Genomic DNA, 18362 nt, shown 5'->3' with positions numbered 1-18362 from the left:
CAGCAACTTCACAGGTGCCAGATATCACGGCGGTAATTCGAGTTCAATCACCACGAACGCGTGTCCCCCGAACCGCCGCCGGCATTCACCAGACCAAAGCGGTCCCGGCGTCGCGTTTTCCCACGTAAACATACCGTGCGTCCGCGGCGTCGGCACACGAGCGGCGGCGTCGAATCCCGGGGGCAGCCGCCCAGCAACCTATTCGTGCCAGACCGCGGTATTCCCACCGCGACGCTTGGCGGCGTAGAGGGCGGTGTCGGCGTGATGGAGCAACTCGTCTACCGTGCGCGCCGACGTGCTGCGCGCCATCCCCACGCTGATCGTCACGACGAGGAGTTCGTCGCCGACGTCGATCGGCGTCGTGATCGACGCGAGCATCCGGGTGACCACGTCGTCGGCGTCGTATTCGTCGATGTCGGGAAGGATCGCGACGAACTCGTCGCCGCCGAGCCTGCCGACCGCGGACGGCGCGCGCATGGCGTGGCGCAGATGCTCGGACACCCCCTGCAGGATCCGATCTCCGACGCGATGACCCCGGGTGTCGTTGACGTCCTTGAACCCGTCGACGTCGAGGAACAACGCGACCGCAGGCCCCGCACCGGGCTCGAACAGGCGCTGCAAGTGCTCCGTGATGGCGGCGCGATTGAGCAGTCCGGTGAGACTGTCGTGCGTGGCCTCGTGCAGAAGAAGAGCGTGCGCCTCCTCCGCCTGCTGCTGGGCCGTGACTTCAGCGGTCACGTCCCGGAAATGCACGACCAGTGCGCCGGAATCGGCTGCGGCGGTCACCTCGATCGTCATCCCGGGCGAATACAGCGAGTCCACCCGGGTCTGCTGCTCACGGCCGGTGGCGAGAACCTTGCGGCACAGTGCGTCGAAGTAGCTGCCCTGCGTTTCGGGGAGAACCTCGGTGACGACACGGCCGAGCAGTTCGTCCCGCGACCGCCGGACGTGCCGCAGACAGCCGGAGTTGACGTAGATGATCCGAAGGTCCTCGTCGAGTGCCATGAACCCCAGACCCACCCGATCGAGCAACGAGGCGAGTTGCGCGTCCCGGCCGGCCAGGTGTCCGAGTTCGATGACCACTCCCGTCAGCTCGACCGGGGCACCGGACGCATCGGTGGTGACGTCGATGCTGCGGGTGAGGATGTACCGGGTCGACCGATCTGCCAGCACGATGCGGAACACACATTCCGCGCCGACGGACCCGGCGGTGTCACCGAACATGCGACGCACCGCGCCGATGTCTTCGGAATGGACCCGCTCCCGCCACAATTCGAGCGGTGGCCGGGAGCCGTCGTCCCCGAAGATGGCGGCGGCCTTTTCATCCCACCACAACGCTGCGTTCACGATGTCGTACCGGACGATGCCCACCCCGAGGCGCGGAATACCCAACGCCATCAGAACCTCGCCGTCACCGTGATCGCGCCCCAGCCGCTCGAAACTGTCAGTTGGCGAGGAACTCGAGCAGCACCTTGTTCACCACTTCGGGCTGTTCGAGGTAGCCGTAGTGCCCCACATCGGTGATCTCGTAGTACCGAGCCGACGGGATCGCCTCGGCCACCTCACGCGAGAGGTAGGGCGGGATCATCCTGTCGTCGGCGAAGCCGATCGACAGACACGGCGTCGTGATCGCCCGGTAGGCCTGCCTGCGATCGAAGCTGCGGTCCATTTCCATCTGCGCGCGCACGCCGTCCGACGTCCGGCCGCCGCTGAACTCGAACAGGTCGAGCCAGTCGCGGGCCGTGTGCGGGTCGACGAGCGACGCGGGCGACAGATTCATCACGGCAGTCACCGCGGCCCGGTACTTGGCCGGCAGTTCGACACCGCTGTCGTGCAGGGCGCGCTCGCCCTCGGTGAGGGTCTGCTGGAAGTAGTCCATGCGGGCGTGACCGGCGAGGAAGGCCGCCTTGTGCACGAGGTCTGGCCGGGTCAGGGCCAGTTCCTGCGCGACGCGGGCACCCATCGAGGTGCCGACCACACGGGCCGGTCCACCGCCGAGGTGCTCGATCAGTCCCGCGGTGTCGGCGACGAGGTCGTCCATGGTGATCCCGTCGACGCTCTCACCGGACGGCGCGATGCCACGGTTGTCGAACGTGCAGACGCGGTAACCGGCGTCGATGAGCGCAGGGGTCTGATGCAGATCCCACACCCGTCCCGGACTTCCGGTTCCCATGATGAGCACCACTAAATCGCCGGATCCCTTGACCTGGTAATTCAGGGGGATCCCGTTGATCGTGGCGATCGTCATGTTGCCTTCCTTCCATGGGCGGTCTCAACGAAATAGATTGGATAGCCTAAGCTGGCTTCGCTGCCGCTCGCATGCGGCGCTGACCGACAAGCTCGTCCAGGAGGACCGCGTTGAGAGTCGCCACACTCGGATATCAAACCTGGGGTCACCGTACCCTGCAGGCCCTGCTCCAGTCCGACCATGAGGTCGTCCTCGCGATCACCCACCCCAAGAGCGACCACGTCTACGAACAGATGTGGGCGGACTCCGTCGCCGACCTGGCCACCGAGCACGGGGTGCCCGTGCACATCGCCACCAAGCCGGACGAGAACTTCAAGGCCGCGCTGAAGCAGGCCGACCCCGACATCGTCGTCGCCAACAACTGGCGCACCTGGCTGCCACGGGACGTCTTCGACTCTCCCCGCTACGGCACCCTCAACATTCACGACTCGCTCCTGCCCAAGTACACAGGATTCTCCCCGCTCATCTGGGCGCTCATCAACGGTGAAGAAGAAGTAGGCCTCACCGCGCACCTGATGGACGAGGAACTCGACGCCGGCGACATCGTTTTGCAGAGGTCGACGCCCGTCGGCCCGACGGACACCGTCACCGATCTGTTCCACCGCACCGTCGACATGATCGGCCCGATCACCCTCGACGCACTCGAGCTGATCGCGTCCGGTCGCACGGACTGGACGCCGCAGGACCGCTCGCAGGCCACGTTCTTCCACAAGCGTGCCCCCGAGGACAGCCTCATCGACTGGACGTGGCCCGCCGACGCGATCGAACGGCTCGTCCGCGCGCAGTCCGACCCGTATCCGAACGCCTTCACCCATTACAAGGGACAGCGTGTCCGGGTACTGAAGGCCGCCGTATCCGAAGGAAATTACGGTGGAACGCCCGGGCGTGTCTTCATCCACGAAGGCGACGGAATGGTCATCGTCGCCGGACCCGACGCCCGCACGGGTCGGAACAAGGGCCTCAAGATCCAGCGCGTCCGGCTCGACGACGGCACCGAACTCGCCGGCACCGAATTCTTCCCCCACGGCGGCGGCTACCTCAGCTGACGCCCTACCGCCCCTCCCACGCCGACCAGAGTTCGGCGTAGCGACCGCCGGCGGCGACGAGATCCGCATGTGGGCCCTGCTCGACGATCCGGCCGTGTTCGAGGACGACGACCCGGTCTGCCGCGGCCGCCTGTGTCAACCGGTGGGCAACCACCAGCGTCGTGCGACCACGGGTCGCCGCCTCGGCCGAGGCCTCGAGTTCCCGGGCACCCGCGCTGCCGGCTTCGGCCGTCGCCTCGTCCAGGATCGCGACCGCCGGGTTCGCGAGGACGAGTCGCGCCAGAGCCAACTGCTGCGCCTGGGCGGCGGTCAGCTCGTGACCGCCCTCCCCGACCACGGTCTGAACGCCGTCGTCCAGTGCGCTCACCCAGCCGTCGGCGCCGACGGCTTTCAATGCCATCGCCGCATCCTCATCGGAGGCGTCGGGTGCGGCGAGCCGCAGGTCGTCGATCAGCGGTCCGGCGAACACGTGGACTTCCTGGCTGACGATGGCGACCCGGCGGCGGAGACCACCCGGCTCCAGATCCGGCAGCGCGGTACCGCCGATGCGCACCGAGCCGGACGTCGGGACGATCGACCCGGCCGCGATCGCCGCGACCGTCGTCTTGCCCGCTCCGGTCGAGCCGACGAGGGCGACACGTTCACCGGGCTTCACGTGCAGGCTGATGCCGTGCACCACTTCGTGGCTGCCGTCGTAGGTGTGCCGGACGTCGGCGAGTTCGAGCGTCGAATCCGCGGACTCCTGAACGGCCGGGGTTCCGGTGCTCGACTCGTCGTCGAGGTCGACGACGCCGACGAGCCGCGCCAGGCTCGCGCCCGCCGACTGCACCTCGTCGAACGTGTACATGAGCATGCCGATCGGATTGAACAACCGGTGGAAGAGCAGTGCCGCGGTGGTGGTTTGCCCGACGGTGACGATGTCGGCGTTCACCAGTGCGAAGCCGGCGGCGAGGATGGTGGCGAGTCCCACGAACTCGGCCCGGTTGCCCCGCCCCGCGAACCGGGTGAACAGTGCGAAAACGCCGACGGACAGGTCGCGGGCCTTCTCCGACGCGCCGTTGATCTGCCCCAGATGGCTGTCTTCCAGACCGTAGGCGCGCACCGTCCGGGCACCCTGCATGCTGCTGATCAGGGCCTGCGAACGTTCCCCCATCGCGACGCGTTCGGCGGCGTACACCGGCGCGGACCGCGGCAGGTACCAGCGCATCGCCAGCGCATACATCGGCAGCGCCACCATGCCTGCGAGCCCGAGCCGCCAGTCGATGCCGAGCATCGTGACCATGCTCAGCACCACCAGCAGGACAGCCGTGACGAGGTTGGGGACCACGTCGGTGACGGCCTTGCCGATCACCGCGACGTCGTCGCCGACCCGCGACAGCAGGTCGCCCTTGCCGACGCGTTCGACCGTCTGGATCGGCAGCCGGAGCGCGCGGTCGACGGTGCGTTCGCGCAGATCCGCCAGGATTCCCTCGCCGAGGCTGCGGATCAGGAACGACGCGAACCCGGCACACACGCCGCCGATCACCGCGGCCGACGCGATCACCGCGACCACCCACCCGATGGTGGACGGCGGCGCACCGGCCTGCACACGGTCGACGAGGACGCCGAAGACATAGACGGGAACCAGCGCCATGCCCGCCGCGACGGCGGCGACCAGCAGAGTGAAGACACTCCGGCCGCGGCGGCGGTTCAGTTCGGACTTCAGCCACGCCCATGTGTCGCGTGCGTTCGCGATGGGCAGCAGTTCACTCATCGCAGGACCGCCTGACGGTAGTTCGCGTTCTCGGTCGCCAATTGCGAGTGCGTGCCCTCGCCGATCACCGTTCCGTCGTTGAGCACGACGACGCGGTCGGTCACCGACAGCAGTGCGGGGCTGCTCGTGATGAGGATCGTCGTCTGGCGATCCGCGGAGCCGCGATGTCGCAGGTCCGCAATGCCGCCCGCGATCGTGTGTTCGGTGACCGCGTCCACCGCGGTCGTCGGATCGTGCAGCACCATCACCGGCGACTGCGCCACCAGTGCACGTGCGAGGGCGACCCGCTGCCGCTGACCGCCGGACAGCGAGGACCCGCGGTCGGCGACCTCGTGGTCGAGGCCCTCGGGGTGTGCTTCGACGACGTCCACCGCCGCGGACGCGGACAGCGCCGCCTGCACCTCGGACGCCGTCGCGCCGGGCCTGCCCGCGGTCACGTTCGACGCGACGGTTCCGGAGAACAGGTCGCCGTTGTGCGGTTCGACGAGCAGCGCCCGGCGGGCCTGCACGAGATCCGCGTCCGACAGGCGGACTCCGCCCACCGTCAGTTCGCCGTCGTACCGGTCGGGCGGAACCTGCCCGGACAGCAGCGCGGCCAGCGCCTCGGCGTCCTGCGGGCGGTATGCGACGACCCCGAGCAGTTCGCCGGGGGTGACCCGGAGATCCACCGCGCTCAGGGACCGGTAGGACACGCCGGTCAGGCTGAGCTCGCTGCCGTCGAGTGTCCGGCCGGATCCGGCGGGCAGCAGGGGTTCCGCGTCCAGGACCAGGGCGAGACGGTCCGCCGACGCGCGGGAGAGGGCGAGGAACCCGGGCAGACCGGCCAGGACGCCGAGCGGTTCGATGAAGAACTGGGACAGTCCGACGACGGTGATCAGCTCGCCGATGGTGATGCGCCCCTCGAGGGCGAACCAGCCCGCGAAACCCGCGACACCGACGGCGAGGAGGGCGCTGACAGTCATCGACACCCCGGCGAACACGGCGGAACTCTTCGCCGTGTGGAGGGTGGCGCCGAGCGCCTCGCGGCTGGCCGTCCGGTATCGCCGCGACGCCGACACCTCGGCACCGATCCCGCGTAGGGGCCGGAGCCCGCTCACGAGGTCGGTGGCCATGGCGGACGCCCACGCGACGGCGGCCTGCTGATCGGTGGCCCGGCGGGTGATCAGCGGCGCCGCGAGCTGGAGGAGACCGAGGATGACGGGGGTGCCGATCAGAACGGCGAGGCCGAGGGGCACGTCGATCAGCAGGAGGGCGACGGCGGATCCGATCGCCGCGGTGAGGGCCGCCGCGGCGCGCGGTGTGATGTCCGCGATCCAGGCCGCGCGGTCGGCGTCGGACGTCGACACGGACAGCAGCTCACCGGCGCGCAGGTCGGTGCGCACTCCCCGCGGGTCGAGGATGCGGTGCGCCACCTCCATCCGCAGCTGGTGCGCCTCGTTCTGCATCGCCACGACGATGAACCGAGCACCGAACCGCCACGCCGCGGTGAGCACCAGGAACAGCAGCGCCAGGGTGCACAGCCACACCGAGAGAGCGAACACGTCCCCGGTCGCGACGGCCCGGTCGACGATCACGCCGATCGAGATCGGGACCAGCGTCTCGGCCACCTGATGCAGGCAGACGAGTGCGGTGCCGATCCCCAGCCGAACACGATTCCGCACCAGCGTGCGACGCAGAATTGCGGTGCCACCAGTCTTCACGCGCGTAACTCCCAACGCCGATGCTTCCCCACCCACCAACCAAGTAAGCAGACCCTAACTAGATGAACCCTAATCGATGGGCAACTAGCGTTGACATGCCCGGTTCTCATAGAGTCGCCGATACGAACTACTGCGCGTGACGCAGCAGCAAGCCCGAGAGGACAAAGATGGCCGCGAAGACGACCGCCGAAAACGACATCGCGGACGAGGATCTCGAACCCCTAGCCGACGAGACCGCCCGCCAGGCGCAGCGCGTTGTCGCTGCATACGCCGAAGATGCCGACGAGTGCAGGATGCTGCTCTCCATGCTCGGAATCGGACCCACCTCCAAGCTCGACTGAGAATTTCATCCACTTCGACTGCGAAGGAAGCCCGTGGCTGCCAGTTCGGAATCGTCATCGCGTTCGACATCTGATCGTGTTTCCGGGCAAGCCGACTTCGTCGTCGTCGCGAACCGACTCCCCGTCGACCTCGAACGCCTTCCGGACGGCACCACGCGCTGGAAGCGCAGCCCCGGTGGCCTCGTCACCGCGCTCGAGCCGATCCTGCGCCGCAACAAGGGCGCATGGGTCGGCTGGGCGGGGGTCGCGGACGCCGAGCTCGATCCAGTCGTGGAGGACGACCTCGAGCTGTTCCCCGTTCCGCTGAGCGCGGCGGAGATCGCCGACTACTACGAGGGCTTCTCCAACGCCACCCTCTGGCCGCTCTACCACGACGTGATCGTCAAGCCCGAGTACAACCGCGACTGGTGGAACGCCTACGTCGAGGTCAACCGGCGCTTCGCGGAGGCCACGTCGAAGGCGGCCGCGCACGGCGCCACGGTGTGGATCCAGGACTATCAGCTGCAGCTCGTTCCGAAGATGCTGCGCATGCTCCGCCCCGACCTCACCATCGGGTTCTTCCTGCACATTCCGTTCCCGCCGGTGGAACTGTTCATGCAGATGCCGTGGCGCACCGAGATCATCGAGGGTCTGCTGGGCGCCGACCTGATCGGGTTCCACCTCCCGGGCGGTGCACAGAACTTCCTCTACCTGGCCCGCAAACTCGCCGGTCAACAGACGTCCCGCGGCAACGTGGGTGTCCGCTCCAAGCTGGGCGTCGTACAGGTGGGGTTCCGCACGGTGCGCGTCGGCGCCTTTCCGATTTCCATCGACTCGGGGCAGCTGGACGAACAGTCCCGGTCCAAGTCGATCCGGGACCGCGCCAAGAAGATCCGCAAGGAACTGGGCAATCCCAAACACATCATGCTCGGCGTCGACCGCCTCGATTACACGAAGGGCATCGACGTCCGCCTCGCCGCGCTGCACGAACTTCTCGACGAGAAGCGCATCGATCCCGCCGACACGGTGATGGTGCAGCTGGCCACGCCGAGCCGCGAGCGGGTCGACAGCTACGTGCAGATGCGCGACGACATCGAACGCAAGGTGTCGCGGATCAACGGCGAGTACAGCGAGGTCGGCCGGCCCGTGGTGCATTACCTGCACCGGCCGATCCCCCGCGAGGAGCTGATCGCCTTCTTCGTCGCCGCCGACGTGATGCTGGTGACTCCGCTGCGTGACGGCATGAACCTCGTCGCCAAGGAGTACGTGGCCTGCCGCAGTGATCTCGGCGGCGCGCTGCTGCTCAGCGAGTTCACCGGCGCGGCCGCCGAACTGCGTCAGGCGTTCCTCTGCAATCCGCACGATCTCGACAGCGTCAAGGACGCGATGGAGCAGGCCCTCAACCAGCCGAAGGAGGACGGGCGACGCCACATGCGGGCCCTGCGCAGGCAGGTCCTCGCACACGACGTCGACCGGTGGGCCAGGTCATTCCTCGACGCCCTTGCTCACGGCGGCGCCGCCGGCCCAGCGCTGATCGCTCCCGCCGAGGCTTCCGAGTCCGACTACAACGAGGACGCGACCGGGGAGAACTGACCTCTCCGGCTCAGTTGACCGGACGTCACCAGGAAGCCGACGAAGTCGCGGATCGTCTCGTCGGCGGGACGCGGAACGTAGCCGAGTTCGGACCGCGCCTTGCTGCCGTCGATGACGGGCGCCGCGAGCAGCGCCGACATCGCCGACCGCGACAAGACGTCGGAGCCGAACCGGGTCCCGATCGGTTCGGCGATCGGCAGCACGCGTTCGATGACACTGAGTGGGAACGAGTACAGCGGCCCCCGACGACCCGCCGCACGCGCAGCCCTCCTCACGGCATCGTGCATGCCCAGCATGTGCCCCGAGATCAGGTAGTTCTCACCGGTCCGGCCCTTCTCCCCGGCGGCGATCAGTCCGGCGGCGACGTCGCGGACGTCGACGAAGTCGAACCCGCCCTGCACCGCAGCGGGAACGCGGCCGCGAGCGGCGTTGCGCAGCAACGCGTTCACCCGCGACAGTCCGTAGTCGACGGGCCCGTACACCCCGGTGGGATTGCAGATCACCGCATCGAGCCCCGCCTCGACCACTTCGCGAAGTTCGATCTCGCCCGCCCATTTGGACCTGTCGTACACCGGGATCGACGCGTCGACGGACCGGGGCGAGTTCTCGTCGAGCGTTCCGCCGCAACTGCTCTGATCGAAGGAATGCACGGAACTGCAGTGCACCATTCGCCGAACACCCACCGCGAGAGCAGCTTCGGCGACGGTACGAACGCCCTTGGTGTTGACGGTCCAGGCCAGGTCGTCCTTCTGGGCGAGGGTGATCATCGCGACCAGGTGGTAGACCACCTCGGCGCCGTCCAGCGCCCGCTTCATGGATTCGACGTCGAGTACGTCGGCGTTCACCCACGTGACCCCGTATTCTGGTGCGTACCGGGAACGCACGCGGTCGATTGCGGTCACCTCGTGCCCCGCCTCGACCAACAGATTCAGCAGATTGTTGCCCACGAATCCCGCGGCGCCGGTTACTGCAACCATCATCGACGACTCCCCGTTCGGTTGTGGCCCCGCGGCGCAGCATCGTGCGTCGGCAATCGGCCAGGAGATCCCGACAGTACTAGAACTTGTTTCATTTTGTGAAGGGGGTGGCTGCCTCGACGAACATTCGCGCTCGTGAGATCTCGTGGGATCGTGCGCGAAGTCCAGAGGGCCACACCCACGACACCCGACATCCGCACACGACGTGTCGTGCACCGCGACAGCGGACGGTGAACGCCCCACGGCAGCAATCAGTTCCGCCACGGTCGGCGTGGGGTCCGGCACCGCTACACCGGGGTCAGCTGATCGACGAGCCAGCGGTCGTCGACCTTCTGCAGCGACACCCGCACGCGGCTGCCCGACGTTCTGGCGTCGGGGGCGTCGGCGCTCGTCGTCGTCTGGTTGAGGTACAGCAGAACCACCGCCTCGTCGGGTGTGGTCGACACGGGCGCGGCGGCCTGTACCGACACCTGCACGGTGAGTTGCTTCTCCTTGGCGCCCGGCGCGATGGTTTCCTGCACGAGCGTGGTGTAGTCGTCGCGGAACGAGCCGGTGAGTCCGTCTGCGGCAGCCGCCAACTGGCTGTCCACGTCGGCGAAGTCGTACGCCAGCATCGCGACGGCCTGCTTGCCCGCGGCGTCGACTGCCTCGGTGCGCGCCTGCTCCGACAGTTGATCCTGCCGGTGGTCGTACCACAGGAAACCCACCCCGACGGCGAGGGCGACCACCACCACCGCGGCCGCGATCTTCAGCGCTGCCTGCTTGGTGACGGCGAACTTTCGCTTGTCTTCGTTGTTGTCGCTCATGGGACGAACTCCACCTTCGATGCGGTCAACTTGCCGTCGACGTCGCTGACGGTCACTCGCATACGGAAGTCGCGCGGTGAGGGTTCCGGCTGTTCCTTGCTGCTCACCATCGTCCGCGCGGCCACCAGAACGTTCGCCGAGATCGGGGTCTCGCTCCCGTTCTCGACACCGGCCTCGATGACCTGGCCCTCGGTGGTCACATTCGCGTCCCGCACGACGCCGACGAACGGATCCTCTCGGCCCTGGAACTCTTCGAGGAATTGACCCGACGCGCCGGCGATGATCCGGTCGACGTCTTCCTTCGCGGTCTCGGGATGGATGGTTGTCAGGTTGAGCACCGTCTGCCGGGCCGTGTCGACGAAGGCCTGACGGCGATCGTCCCGTTCGCGTGCGGACCGTTGGTCGAGCAACAGGACCACCGCCGCGACGACCAGTGCGACGACGACCACCGCGGTAACGCCCCACGCGAGCAACGACTTCAGTGGACGACGCTGCTTCGGCGCGTCGAGCGCCGGAGCTTCCTGGGCCGGGGCCTTCGTCGTCGAGACCTTCGCTTCCTCGGGCTCGGCTTTCGCGTCCCCAGGCTTGGCGAGGACCACCGGCTTCGGTGCCTCGGTCTCCCCCACCGGCGGGCCAGCGTGCCGGACGGCCCTTCGCCTGCTCCGATCCTTCGCCGCGGGTGACTGTTCGGTCGCCTGCTCCGCGGAGTCGGTTGCGCGCTCGTCTGTGCTGGAACTCAAATCTGCTGACCTGTCATCATCGTCTGCCACGTCGAGTCCTTTCCCTGCACCGCCAGATCCGGTTGGGTGTACATCTTTCCATCCGAACCAATGAAGCTACCGGTGGCCGGGTCGTAGGGCACGGCCGCAACCGGTGCACCCGCGGCGCCTTCGTAGGAACTCGGAACGGCTGTGTACGAGGGTACATCCGGCGGCATGATCGGCCCGTACGGCGGGTTGTTGCCCGACGCCTCCCAGCCCTCGCGGCACCCCTCGACCGTCGGTGCGCGACGTCCCGGGAACTCCATACACGGCAGGTTCCGCGCGCCACGCACCACGGACGGGTCGTCCGGAGCGGCCTTGCAGTACAGGTCGTTCGGTGTCGCAATGGGGTCGGTCTGATCTCCAGACCGGCGTTGCTCCGGGGGCAGGAATCCCGTCGTGCACGCCGGCGGGTCGTGCAATTGCAGGGCGAAGTCGACGATCGCGCCGTCCTCCACCGGCCCGCCCGTCGCCGCCGTCACGAGCGCCGCGGTGAGGGGCGGGTAGATGACCAGAACCTGCTCGATGCTCTTGTTGTAGATCACCCCGACCTGGCCGACGCTCACCAGATTCCGCAGCAGGATCGGCAGCGTCGGCTGCAGGTCCTGGAACAGCTGGGTGGCCTCCTGTGCCGTCCCTGGGCCCTTCTCCAGCACCGACCGCAGGCTCGGGTCGCTCGCCCGCAACTGGTCGGTGAACGTCACCAGGTCCTGGGTCCACGACCGGATGGCGTCGCTGCTGACCGTCTGGGTGTCGAGTAGTGGGCCGACCTGGTCGATCAGGGCCTTCGTCGCGTCGCTGTTCGCGTCGGCCTCCTCGACGAACAACCGGGCCGAGTCGATGAGCCGCTGCAGGTCGGGCCCGGATCCGTTGAATGCCGTGAACGCCTCGTCGATCACCGTCTGCAGCCTGGTGTCCGAAATGCTGGCGAGCAGTTCGTCGGCCTGGTCGAGCATCTCGCCGACGTCCTGCGGAATGGTGGCCCGATCCAACGGGATCACGTCGCCGTTCGCGAGGTACGGTCCGTCGGCCTCGGCGGCGCCGTCCCGGGGAATCAGATCGACGTACTGCTCGCCGACCGCCGACACGCTCTTGACTGCCGCGTCGACGTCGGCCGGTATCTTGTAGTCGCTGTCGAGCGACATCTTCGCTTCCACACCGTCGCCGGTGAGCGTCACGTTCTCGACGACACCGATGTTGGTGCCGCGGTAGGCGACATTGGCGTGGGAGTAGAGCCCACCGGTGGACGGCAACCGGACACTGACCTCGTAGCGCCCGACGCCGAACAGCACCGGCACCTTGACGTACTGGATCGACATCACCAGAAGCCCGATGACGGTGAGAATCGAGAAGATGATCAGCTGAATGCGAACGAATCTCGTCATTCTCATGGTGTCGGCGCCCCTCCCAGTTGCGGCGGAAGGCCCGGTATCTGCGGCAGACCGGGTATCTGTGGAAGGCCCGAAATCACCGGCGGTGCGGGTGCCGGCTTCGGAGCCGGTTGCAGGGGTGCCTGCAGCGGATCGCCGGACTGCCCGGCCACCCCGGCGAGCGATCCCACAGCGCCCTCGACGCCGCCGAGCGATCCCCCGAGGCCGGTTCCGGTCAGGAAGTTGTTGTCGACGCGTGCATTGGTCAGGTCGATCGTCATCATGAGGTTCGCGTAGTCACCCTGAATCGCCTTGTCCATCGTCTTCATCGGGAAGGGGTACGTGAGCATCAGGGTCAGCACCTCGGTCAGTGCGCTACCGGAGTTGGCGAGCTCGCGCAGCACCGGGGTGAGGTTGCGGAGATTCGCCTTCAGCTCTTCGCCACTGCTCTCCACGAGACGGCTCGCGGTGTCGCTGAGCTTGCCCACCTCGACCAGTGCGGTGGTGAGGTTCTGACGCTGGGCGACGAGCACGTCCAGCGCGGGCGGGATGCCGTCCAGTGCCGCGTCGAGGGTGGGCTTCTGCTCGTTCACGGTGCCCGACAACCGGTCGAGCCCCTCCATCGCACCGATGATGTCTCCGCGCTGCTGGTCGAGGCTCGTGACGAGCTGATCGAGCTGCGGGAGAAGGTCCCGGATCGAGTCCTCCCGGCCGCCGAGCGCGGCGTTGAGTTCCTGGGTGATGTCGCGGACCTGGGCGATGCCGCCACCGTTGAGTACCACCGACAACGACGACAGCGTCTGCTCGGTGGTCGGGTAGGCGCCCGCCCGCTCGATGGGGATGACGTCGCCGTCCTCGAGCGTGCCTTCGGGCTCGGCGTCGGCCGGCGGAGCCAGTTCGAGGTGCTGCGAGCCGAGAAGGCTGGTCTGGCCGATCTTGGCAGTCGCGTTGGCAGGCAGCTGGACGTCGCCGTTGATCGAGACGGTGACCAGTGCATGCCAGTCCTGCACCTCGATTCCGGTCACCGATCCCACGGTCACGTCGTTCACCCGGACCGGCGAATTCTGGGAGAGCGTCGTCACATTGGGCATTTGGATCTCCACCGTGTAGGCGTCGTCGCCCTGTCCCTCGGTGCCGGGCAGCGGGAGCGAGTTCAACCCTTCCCACTCGCACCCGGTCAGTGTCAGGGACAGCGTGATCGCCACGGCCGCGATGCCGCCGCGACGCACTGTGCGCTTCGTCATCGCCCACCTCCCGGCTGCAGCAGATCGTTCAGGTTTCTGGGCACGTCCACCGTGGGCATCCCGGCGAGGGTCCCGGTCACGGGAGGCGCGGACCGCGGCGGAACGGAACCCTCGAGACTCGGCGGGGTGTACTCGATCTGGTCCGGGAACGCATTCACACCCGTCGTCGGGTTGGTGAGGATGGGCAGGTAGTTCATCGTCAGCGAGTTCAGGACCGGCGACAGGTACTGGGTGCACAGATCCGCACTTCGGTTCGCCTCGTTGGCCTGCAGGCTCTGGATGGCACCGCACATGAAGTTCACGGGATTGCCGAAGTTCGACATGGCGATGGCACCGACGAGTGAGCCCTGCGCCGGTTTGTAGATGTTGCTGAAGTTGGCCAGCGCGGTGGGCGCCACGTGGAGAACCTGCTCGATCTGCGGCCTCTTGTCGGCGAGCACCTGGGTGGCGTCGGCCAGCCGGCCGACCTGTTCGCTGAGACTGGCCCGGTTCTCCACCACGAACCGGTTGACGTCGCCGAGGGCGAGGTCGAGATCGTTCAGCGCCGTCCCGAGTTCGTCCGAGTTGGTGGCGAGCATGTTCGACACCGACGCGAGCCGGCCCTCGAACTGGACGATCTGCTCGTTACTCGACGACAGTGCCGCCACGAACGTCTGCAGGTTGCGGATTGTCGAGAAAAGGTCGGTCCGGCCGTCGGACAGGGTCCGCATGGTCTCCGACAGTTCCCGCAGCGTGTTCCGCAACGACTCTCCGTTGCCGTCGAGATTGTCGGCGGCGGTGTCGATGAACGTGCCGAGTGAGCCCTGCGGGTCGGCGCCCTGCGGTCCGAGCGCCTCCGACAGCTTGTTCAGCTCGGTCTTGATCTCGTCCCACTCCACCGGCACGGCGGTGCGCGTCACCGGGATGCTCTCGCCGTCGCCCATCGTCGGCCCACCCGCGTACACGGGTGTCAGCTGGACGAACCGTCCCGACACCAGGCTTGGTGCGACGATGACGGCCTTCGCGTCGGCCGGAATCTCGACGCTCTTCCGCACGTTCATCGTGACCCGCGCGAAGTCGGCGCCGGGCTCGATCGAATCGATCGTCCCCACCTTCACACCGAGGACGCGGACGTCGTCGCCCGAATACAGCCCCGTGGTCGCCGGGAAGTAGGCGGTGATCGTGTTCTGGAAGAGTTTGGGCACGAACATCACTGCGGCGCCGACGATCAGCACCACCACGACCGCGGCGACGCCGCCGCGGATCACCCACTTCTTCCGCGTGTTGGTGATTTCCGGGTTCGTCGTCATCGCGGCGGTTCCCTCAGCTCGATGGACGGACCTGTCTGCAGGTAGGCCTGGAGGTCGTTGGGCAGATGCTCCGGCCACGTCACCGCGTCGCTGAGCCCCTGGAACAGGTTGCCGATGCCGATGTTGTAGACGTACGCCATGAAGAACGGGCCGCTACCGACCGACTCGCCGAGCTGAGTGGCGTACGGCGCGAGGCCGTCGAGTGCCTGCGAGATGTTGTCCTTGTTCCGCTGCAGGATGTCGACCACCGAGTTCAGCTTGTCGAGCGTCGGTTTCATCTGCTCCTCGTTGTCCTGGACCAGTCCCGTGAGCTGCCGGGACACCGCGGAGATATTCACGATCAGCTGGCTGATCGCCGTGCGGCGGCGGTCGAGCTCGCCGAACAGCTGGTTCCCGTCGACGATCAGCGAGTTGATCTGCCCGCTGCGCTCGGCGAGGATTCCGGTCACGTTCTCGGCACGCGAAAGCAGCTGTCTCAGCGTCTCGTCCCGCGAATTGATGCTCTCCGACAACCGGGTCAGGCCGTCCAGCGCGGTGCGCAACTCGGGCGGTGTGTTCTCGAGAGCGCCGGACATCGCGTTCAACGCGTTGTTGACCTCGTCGGTGTCGAGTTCGGACACGGTGGTCGACAGATCGCCGAGCGCGTCGTTGAGAGAGTACGGAGAGTTGGTGCGCTCCAACGGAATCGTCGACCCCACCTGCATCGTGTCGTGCCCGAGCGGGGTGACGGCCAGCGATTTGCGCCCGAGAACGGTGTTGGTCTTGATGTTCGCTTCGGTGGCATCGCCCAGGGCGATGCCGTCCTGGATCGTGAACGTGACGAGCACGTGCTGCTCGTCGAGTTCGACCTCGGCGACCTTCCCGACGTCGACGCCGGCGAGGGTCACCGTGTCGCCGGTCATCAAACCGCCCGCGTCCTCGAAGTAGGCGGAGTACTGCGTTCCGCCCGAAAGGAATTGCAGCTGATCGTATTGCAGGGTCGCGATCACGATCATGCTCGCGATGGCGACGCCGATGATTCCCACCTGCACGGGATTACGTTCGCGCTTCATGGCTACGGTGCACACCTCCCTGCCGTCTGACCGCCCGGCATGTTGAGGAGCAGATCCGATCCGTCCGGGCCGGAGAACTTGAACTTGACCGTGCAGACGTACATCTGGAAGAAGCTGCCGTACGTGCCGATGCGGATGAGCCTCCGGTAGGCGTCGGGCAGATTCTGGAACACCCAGTCGAGGTCGTCCTCCCCCGCCTGGAGCTGGGTTGCAGTGCGGTTGGCCTCGGCGATCGTACTCTGCAACGGTGGCCGCGCACCTTCGAGCAGATTCGCGAGATCGCCCGTCGCCCCCGCGATGCGGGGAATGGCGTCACCGATCTGATCGCGGTCCTGGGAGAGCCCGCTGACCAGCTGCTGCAACTGGTCGAGCGTCGACCGGAACTGGTCGCCGCGGTCGTTGATGGTCCCGAGAACCTGGTTGAGGTTCGTGATCACCTCGCCGATCAACTGGTCCCGGTCGGCCAGGGTGTTCGTGAACGAACTCGTGCTGCCGAGGAGAGAGACGAGCGTTCCGCCCTGCCCCTGGAACACCTGGACGAGGGCCTGGGACAGGTCGTTGACCTGCTGCGGGTCCAATGCCCGCAGCAGCGGTTTGAACCCACCCAGCAGAAGGTCGAGATCGAGTGCGGGAGAGGTGTTCTCGACGGGAATGGATCCACCGTCCGGCAGGGGCTCCACCGATCCGGCGCCTTCGAGAAGTTCCATGTACCGGTCGCCGACGAGGTTCTCGTACCGCACCGTGGCCTTGGTCCCGTCGAACAGCGAGTGTTTGGTGTCGACGGTGAAGTCGACGTCGGCGAGGTTGTCGTCGTCGATGCTCACCTTCTCGACGGCGCCGACGGGAACGCCGGCGATGCGCACCTTGTCGCCGGGCTTGAGCCCGGACACGTCGGTGAACGTGGCGTGGTAGCCGTCGGAGCTGCTGAACCGGTACTGGCTGAACACCAGGGCGAGTCCGGCGAAGATCACCGACATCACCGTCGCGAAGATCAGCAGTTTGACCGTGGTCGCTCGCACAGTCACTGCCCACCCTGCCCGGGGTACACACCCGCGAACAGCAGCTGGAACACCTTGGGCAGGTGCACCTGGACTTCCGTCGACGGCACGAACGGCACCGTTCCGGTGTCGGCCACGACGAAGTTCGCATGCTTGCTGAGATCGGGGTTGGGAAGGCCGTGGCAGTTCGGCCCACCTGTCGCGTTCACTTTCGGCAGGTCCTTCGGGTAGGTGTACGGCTCCTGCCCGTACATGAAGCTGGCGCTCAGTGCGATACCCGGCTGATTGCCGCCGATGAGCTGTTCGGCGAGGGGGATCACATTGTTCAGGCCGACGATGAAGCAGGAGATCTCGGGCGAGTACTCGGCCAGCAGATCCGTCGTCGGGAGCAACAGGTCGAGAGCGGAGTCCAGGTTCTGCTCGTTCTCGGTCAGTACGGTGTTCGCCGTGTCGGCCAGCCCGGTGACGTTGAGCAGCACGGCATCCAGGTTGTCCTGTTCGTCGACGACGGTGCCGCTGGTGGCCGTCGCGTTGTCGAGCACCCGCAGCAGATCCGGTGCGGTGTCGGCGTACACGTCGGTGACCTGCGCGGCCTTCGCCAGATCCTCCTGCAGCTGCGGCAGACTCGGATTCATCTTCGCCAGATAGCTGTCGCTCTGCTCGAGCAGGGCGCCGAGTTCGTCGCCGCGCCCCCGCAGCGCCGAGGCGATGGCACCGAGCGTGGCATTGAGCTTCTCCGGCTGCACCTGGGTCAGGACGTCGGACAGGTGCTGGAAGACCGTGTTGAACTCGACGGTGACGTTGTCGGACGCGATGACGTCCCCCGCCTGAAGAGGGGTGGACGACGGGTTGTCCGGCATCACGAAGTTGACGTACTTGGCGCCGAACACGGTGGTGGACTTGATCTCCACGGTGGCGTTGGAGGGAATCAGCGACATCATGTCGGGGTACATCGCCAGTTTCAGCTCGGCGCCGTCCGTCACGTGTTCGATGGAGCCGACGCGGCCGACCTCGACGCCGAGGAGCTTGACCTTGGCGTCGGGTTCCATCACCAGCCCGGAGCGATCCGACGTGACGGTAACGGGCGTGGTCTCGCTGAAGGTTCCGTTGAACATGGCCAGTGACACACCGATGATCGCGAGAAGGCTCACGACGAGAACGAGTGCCGCGAGCTTCTTCTTCCCACCCGAATCAGTCATCTACCG

The 18362-nt window shown here is 66.9% G+C and carries 16 protein-coding genes; 3 read left to right on the top strand and 13 right to left on the bottom strand.

The annotated features are described in order from the left end of the window. Positions 1 to 198: 198 nt before the first annotated feature. Together ACFWAY_RS01385 and ACFWAY_RS01380 are read right to left on the bottom strand one after the other, a co-directional pair. Positions 199 to 1398 carry a diguanylate cyclase domain-containing protein gene (locus ACFWAY_RS01385; RefSeq protein WP_378509611.1) on the bottom strand — a complete coding sequence of 400 codons (1200 nt, stop codon included), beginning with the start codon at positions 1396 to 1398 and terminating at the stop codon, positions 199 to 201. A gap of 46 nt (positions 1399 to 1444) precedes the next feature. After that, a complete protein-coding gene (locus ACFWAY_RS01380; RefSeq protein ID WP_378451008.1) occupies positions 1445 to 2248 on the bottom strand; it encodes an alpha/beta fold hydrolase in 804 nt (267 codons plus the stop codon). 110 nt (positions 2249 to 2358) lie between these two features. Here ACFWAY_RS01380 and ACFWAY_RS01375 point away from each other — a divergent pair, with 110 nt between their 5' ends. Continuing rightward, the gene (locus tag ACFWAY_RS01375) at positions 2359 to 3294 is read left to right on the top strand and encodes a methionyl-tRNA formyltransferase (RefSeq protein WP_016883993.1); all 936 of its coding nucleotides are present in this window, start codon (positions 2359 to 2361) and stop codon (positions 3292 to 3294) included. Positions 3295 to 3298: 4 nt separating this feature from the next. Here the strand turns inward: ACFWAY_RS01375 and ACFWAY_RS01370 are convergent, their stop codons facing one another. Both ACFWAY_RS01370 and ACFWAY_RS01365 read right to left on the bottom strand, forming a co-directional pair. Further along, the gene (locus tag ACFWAY_RS01370; protein ID WP_378509610.1) at positions 3299 to 5047 is read right to left on the bottom strand and encodes an ABC transporter ATP-binding protein; all 1749 of its coding nucleotides are present in this window, start codon (positions 5045 to 5047) and stop codon (positions 3299 to 3301) included. Then, positions 5044 to 6747, bottom strand: a complete 1704-nt coding sequence (locus ACFWAY_RS01365) for an ABC transporter ATP-binding protein (protein WP_378509609.1) — start codon at positions 6745 to 6747, stop codon at positions 5044 to 5046. The genes ACFWAY_RS01370 and ACFWAY_RS01365 overlap by 4 nt, the downstream gene beginning before the upstream one ends. 167 nt (positions 6748 to 6914) lie before the next feature. On the opposite strand from ACFWAY_RS01365, the gene ACFWAY_RS01360 reads away from it, so the two are divergent. Both ACFWAY_RS01360 and ACFWAY_RS01355 read left to right on the top strand, forming a co-directional pair. Further along, the gene (locus ACFWAY_RS01360) at positions 6915 to 7088 is read left to right on the top strand and encodes a hypothetical protein (protein WP_005262874.1); all 174 of its coding nucleotides are present in this window, start codon (positions 6915 to 6917) and stop codon (positions 7086 to 7088) included. 33 nt (positions 7089 to 7121) lie between these two features. Continuing rightward, positions 7122 to 8660: a trehalose-6-phosphate synthase gene (locus ACFWAY_RS01355; RefSeq protein WP_378509608.1), complete on the top strand. Its 1539-nt coding sequence runs from the start codon at positions 7122 to 7124 to the stop codon at positions 8658 to 8660. Here the strand turns inward: ACFWAY_RS01355 and ACFWAY_RS01350 are convergent. From ACFWAY_RS01350 to ACFWAY_RS01310, 9 genes are all read right to left on the bottom strand, one after another. After that, on the bottom strand, positions 8630 to 9640 hold the full coding sequence (locus ACFWAY_RS01350) for an NAD-dependent epimerase/dehydratase family protein (protein ID WP_378509607.1): 1011 nt from the start codon (positions 9638 to 9640) through the stop codon (positions 8630 to 8632). The two genes, ACFWAY_RS01355 and ACFWAY_RS01350, sit on opposite strands and share 31 nt — an antisense overlap. A gap of 284 nt (positions 9641 to 9924) precedes the next feature. After that, the gene (locus tag ACFWAY_RS01345; RefSeq protein WP_378509606.1) at positions 9925 to 10443 is read right to left on the bottom strand and encodes a h domain protein; all 519 of its coding nucleotides are present in this window, start codon (positions 10441 to 10443) and stop codon (positions 9925 to 9927) included. Further along, the gene (locus ACFWAY_RS01340) at positions 10440 to 11183 is read right to left on the bottom strand and encodes a hypothetical protein (protein ID WP_378509605.1); all 744 of its coding nucleotides are present in this window, start codon (positions 11181 to 11183) and stop codon (positions 10440 to 10442) included. Before ACFWAY_RS01340 ends, ACFWAY_RS01345 begins: the two co-directional genes overlap by 4 nt. Beyond that, positions 11180 to 12595 carry an MCE family protein gene (locus tag ACFWAY_RS01335; RefSeq protein WP_378509604.1) on the bottom strand — a complete coding sequence of 472 codons (1416 nt, stop codon included), beginning with the start codon at positions 12593 to 12595 and terminating at the stop codon, positions 11180 to 11182. The genes ACFWAY_RS01340 and ACFWAY_RS01335 overlap by 4 nt, the downstream gene beginning before the upstream one ends. Next, positions 12592 to 13818: an MCE family protein gene (locus ACFWAY_RS01330; protein ID WP_378509603.1), complete on the bottom strand. Its 1227-nt coding sequence runs from the start codon at positions 13816 to 13818 to the stop codon at positions 12592 to 12594. Before ACFWAY_RS01330 ends, ACFWAY_RS01335 begins: the two co-directional genes overlap by 4 nt. Then, positions 13815 to 15107: an MCE family protein gene (locus tag ACFWAY_RS01325; protein ID WP_378509602.1), complete on the bottom strand. Its 1293-nt coding sequence runs from the start codon at positions 15105 to 15107 to the stop codon at positions 13815 to 13817. Before ACFWAY_RS01325 ends, ACFWAY_RS01330 begins: the two co-directional genes overlap by 4 nt. Further along, entirely contained in the window at positions 15104 to 16159 is a 1056-nt protein-coding gene (locus ACFWAY_RS01320; protein ID WP_378450997.1) for an MCE family protein, read from the bottom strand. The genes ACFWAY_RS01325 and ACFWAY_RS01320 overlap by 4 nt, the downstream gene beginning before the upstream one ends. A gap of 2 nt (positions 16160 to 16161) precedes the next feature. Then, positions 16162 to 17184 carry an MCE family protein gene (locus ACFWAY_RS01315; RefSeq protein WP_378450996.1) on the bottom strand — a complete coding sequence of 341 codons (1023 nt, stop codon included), beginning with the start codon at positions 17182 to 17184 and terminating at the stop codon, positions 16162 to 16164. Next, positions 17181 to 18356, bottom strand: a complete 1176-nt coding sequence (locus ACFWAY_RS01310) for an MCE family protein (RefSeq protein ID WP_378450995.1) — start codon at positions 18354 to 18356, stop codon at positions 17181 to 17183. Before ACFWAY_RS01310 ends, ACFWAY_RS01315 begins: the two co-directional genes overlap by 4 nt. Positions 18357 to 18362: the final 6 nt, after the last annotated feature.

The sequence above is a fragment of the Rhodococcus sp. NPDC059968 genome (genome assembly GCF_042738615.1).
In the GTDB taxonomy this organism is placed as follows: Bacteria; Actinomycetota; Actinomycetes; order Mycobacteriales; family Mycobacteriaceae; genus Rhodococcus_F.
Note: the sequence above shows the minus strand (reverse complement) of the source record. Positions and strands in the feature narration are given on the sequence as shown.

Excerpts from the sequence above, each read along its gene's own strand:
- ACFWAY_RS01385 (WP_378509611.1), bottom strand. The coding sequence starts at position 1,398 with ATGGCGTTGGGTATTCCGCGCCTCGGGGTGGGCATCGTCCGGTACGAC.
- ACFWAY_RS01380 (WP_378451008.1), bottom strand. The coding sequence starts at position 2,248 with ATGACGATCGCCACGATCAACGGGATCCCCCTGAATTACCAGGTCAAG.
- ACFWAY_RS01370 (WP_378509610.1), bottom strand. The coding sequence starts at position 5,047 with ATGAGTGAACTGCTGCCCATCGCGAACGCACGCGACACATGGGCGTGG.
- ACFWAY_RS01360 (WP_005262874.1), top strand. The coding sequence starts at position 6,915 with ATGGCCGCGAAGACGACCGCCGAAAACGACATCGCGGACGAGGATCTC.
- ACFWAY_RS01350 (WP_378509607.1), bottom strand. The coding sequence starts at position 9,640 with ATGATGGTTGCAGTAACCGGCGCCGCGGGATTCGTGGGCAACAATCTG.
- ACFWAY_RS01345 (WP_378509606.1), bottom strand. The coding sequence starts at position 10,443 with ATGAGCGACAACAACGAAGACAAGCGAAAGTTCGCCGTCACCAAGCAG.
- ACFWAY_RS01335 (WP_378509604.1), bottom strand. The coding sequence starts at position 12,595 with ATGAGAATGACGAGATTCGTTCGCATTCAGCTGATCATCTTCTCGATT.
- ACFWAY_RS01330 (WP_378509603.1), bottom strand. The coding sequence starts at position 13,818 with ATGACGAAGCGCACAGTGCGTCGCGGCGGCATCGCGGCCGTGGCGATC.
- ACFWAY_RS01325 (WP_378509602.1), bottom strand. The coding sequence starts at position 15,107 with ATGACGACGAACCCGGAAATCACCAACACGCGGAAGAAGTGGGTGATC.
- ACFWAY_RS01320 (WP_378450997.1), bottom strand. The coding sequence starts at position 16,159 with ATGAAGCGCGAACGTAATCCCGTGCAGGTGGGAATCATCGGCGTCGCC.
- ACFWAY_RS01310 (WP_378450995.1), bottom strand. The coding sequence starts at position 18,356 with ATGACTGATTCGGGTGGGAAGAAGAAGCTCGCGGCACTCGTTCTCGTC.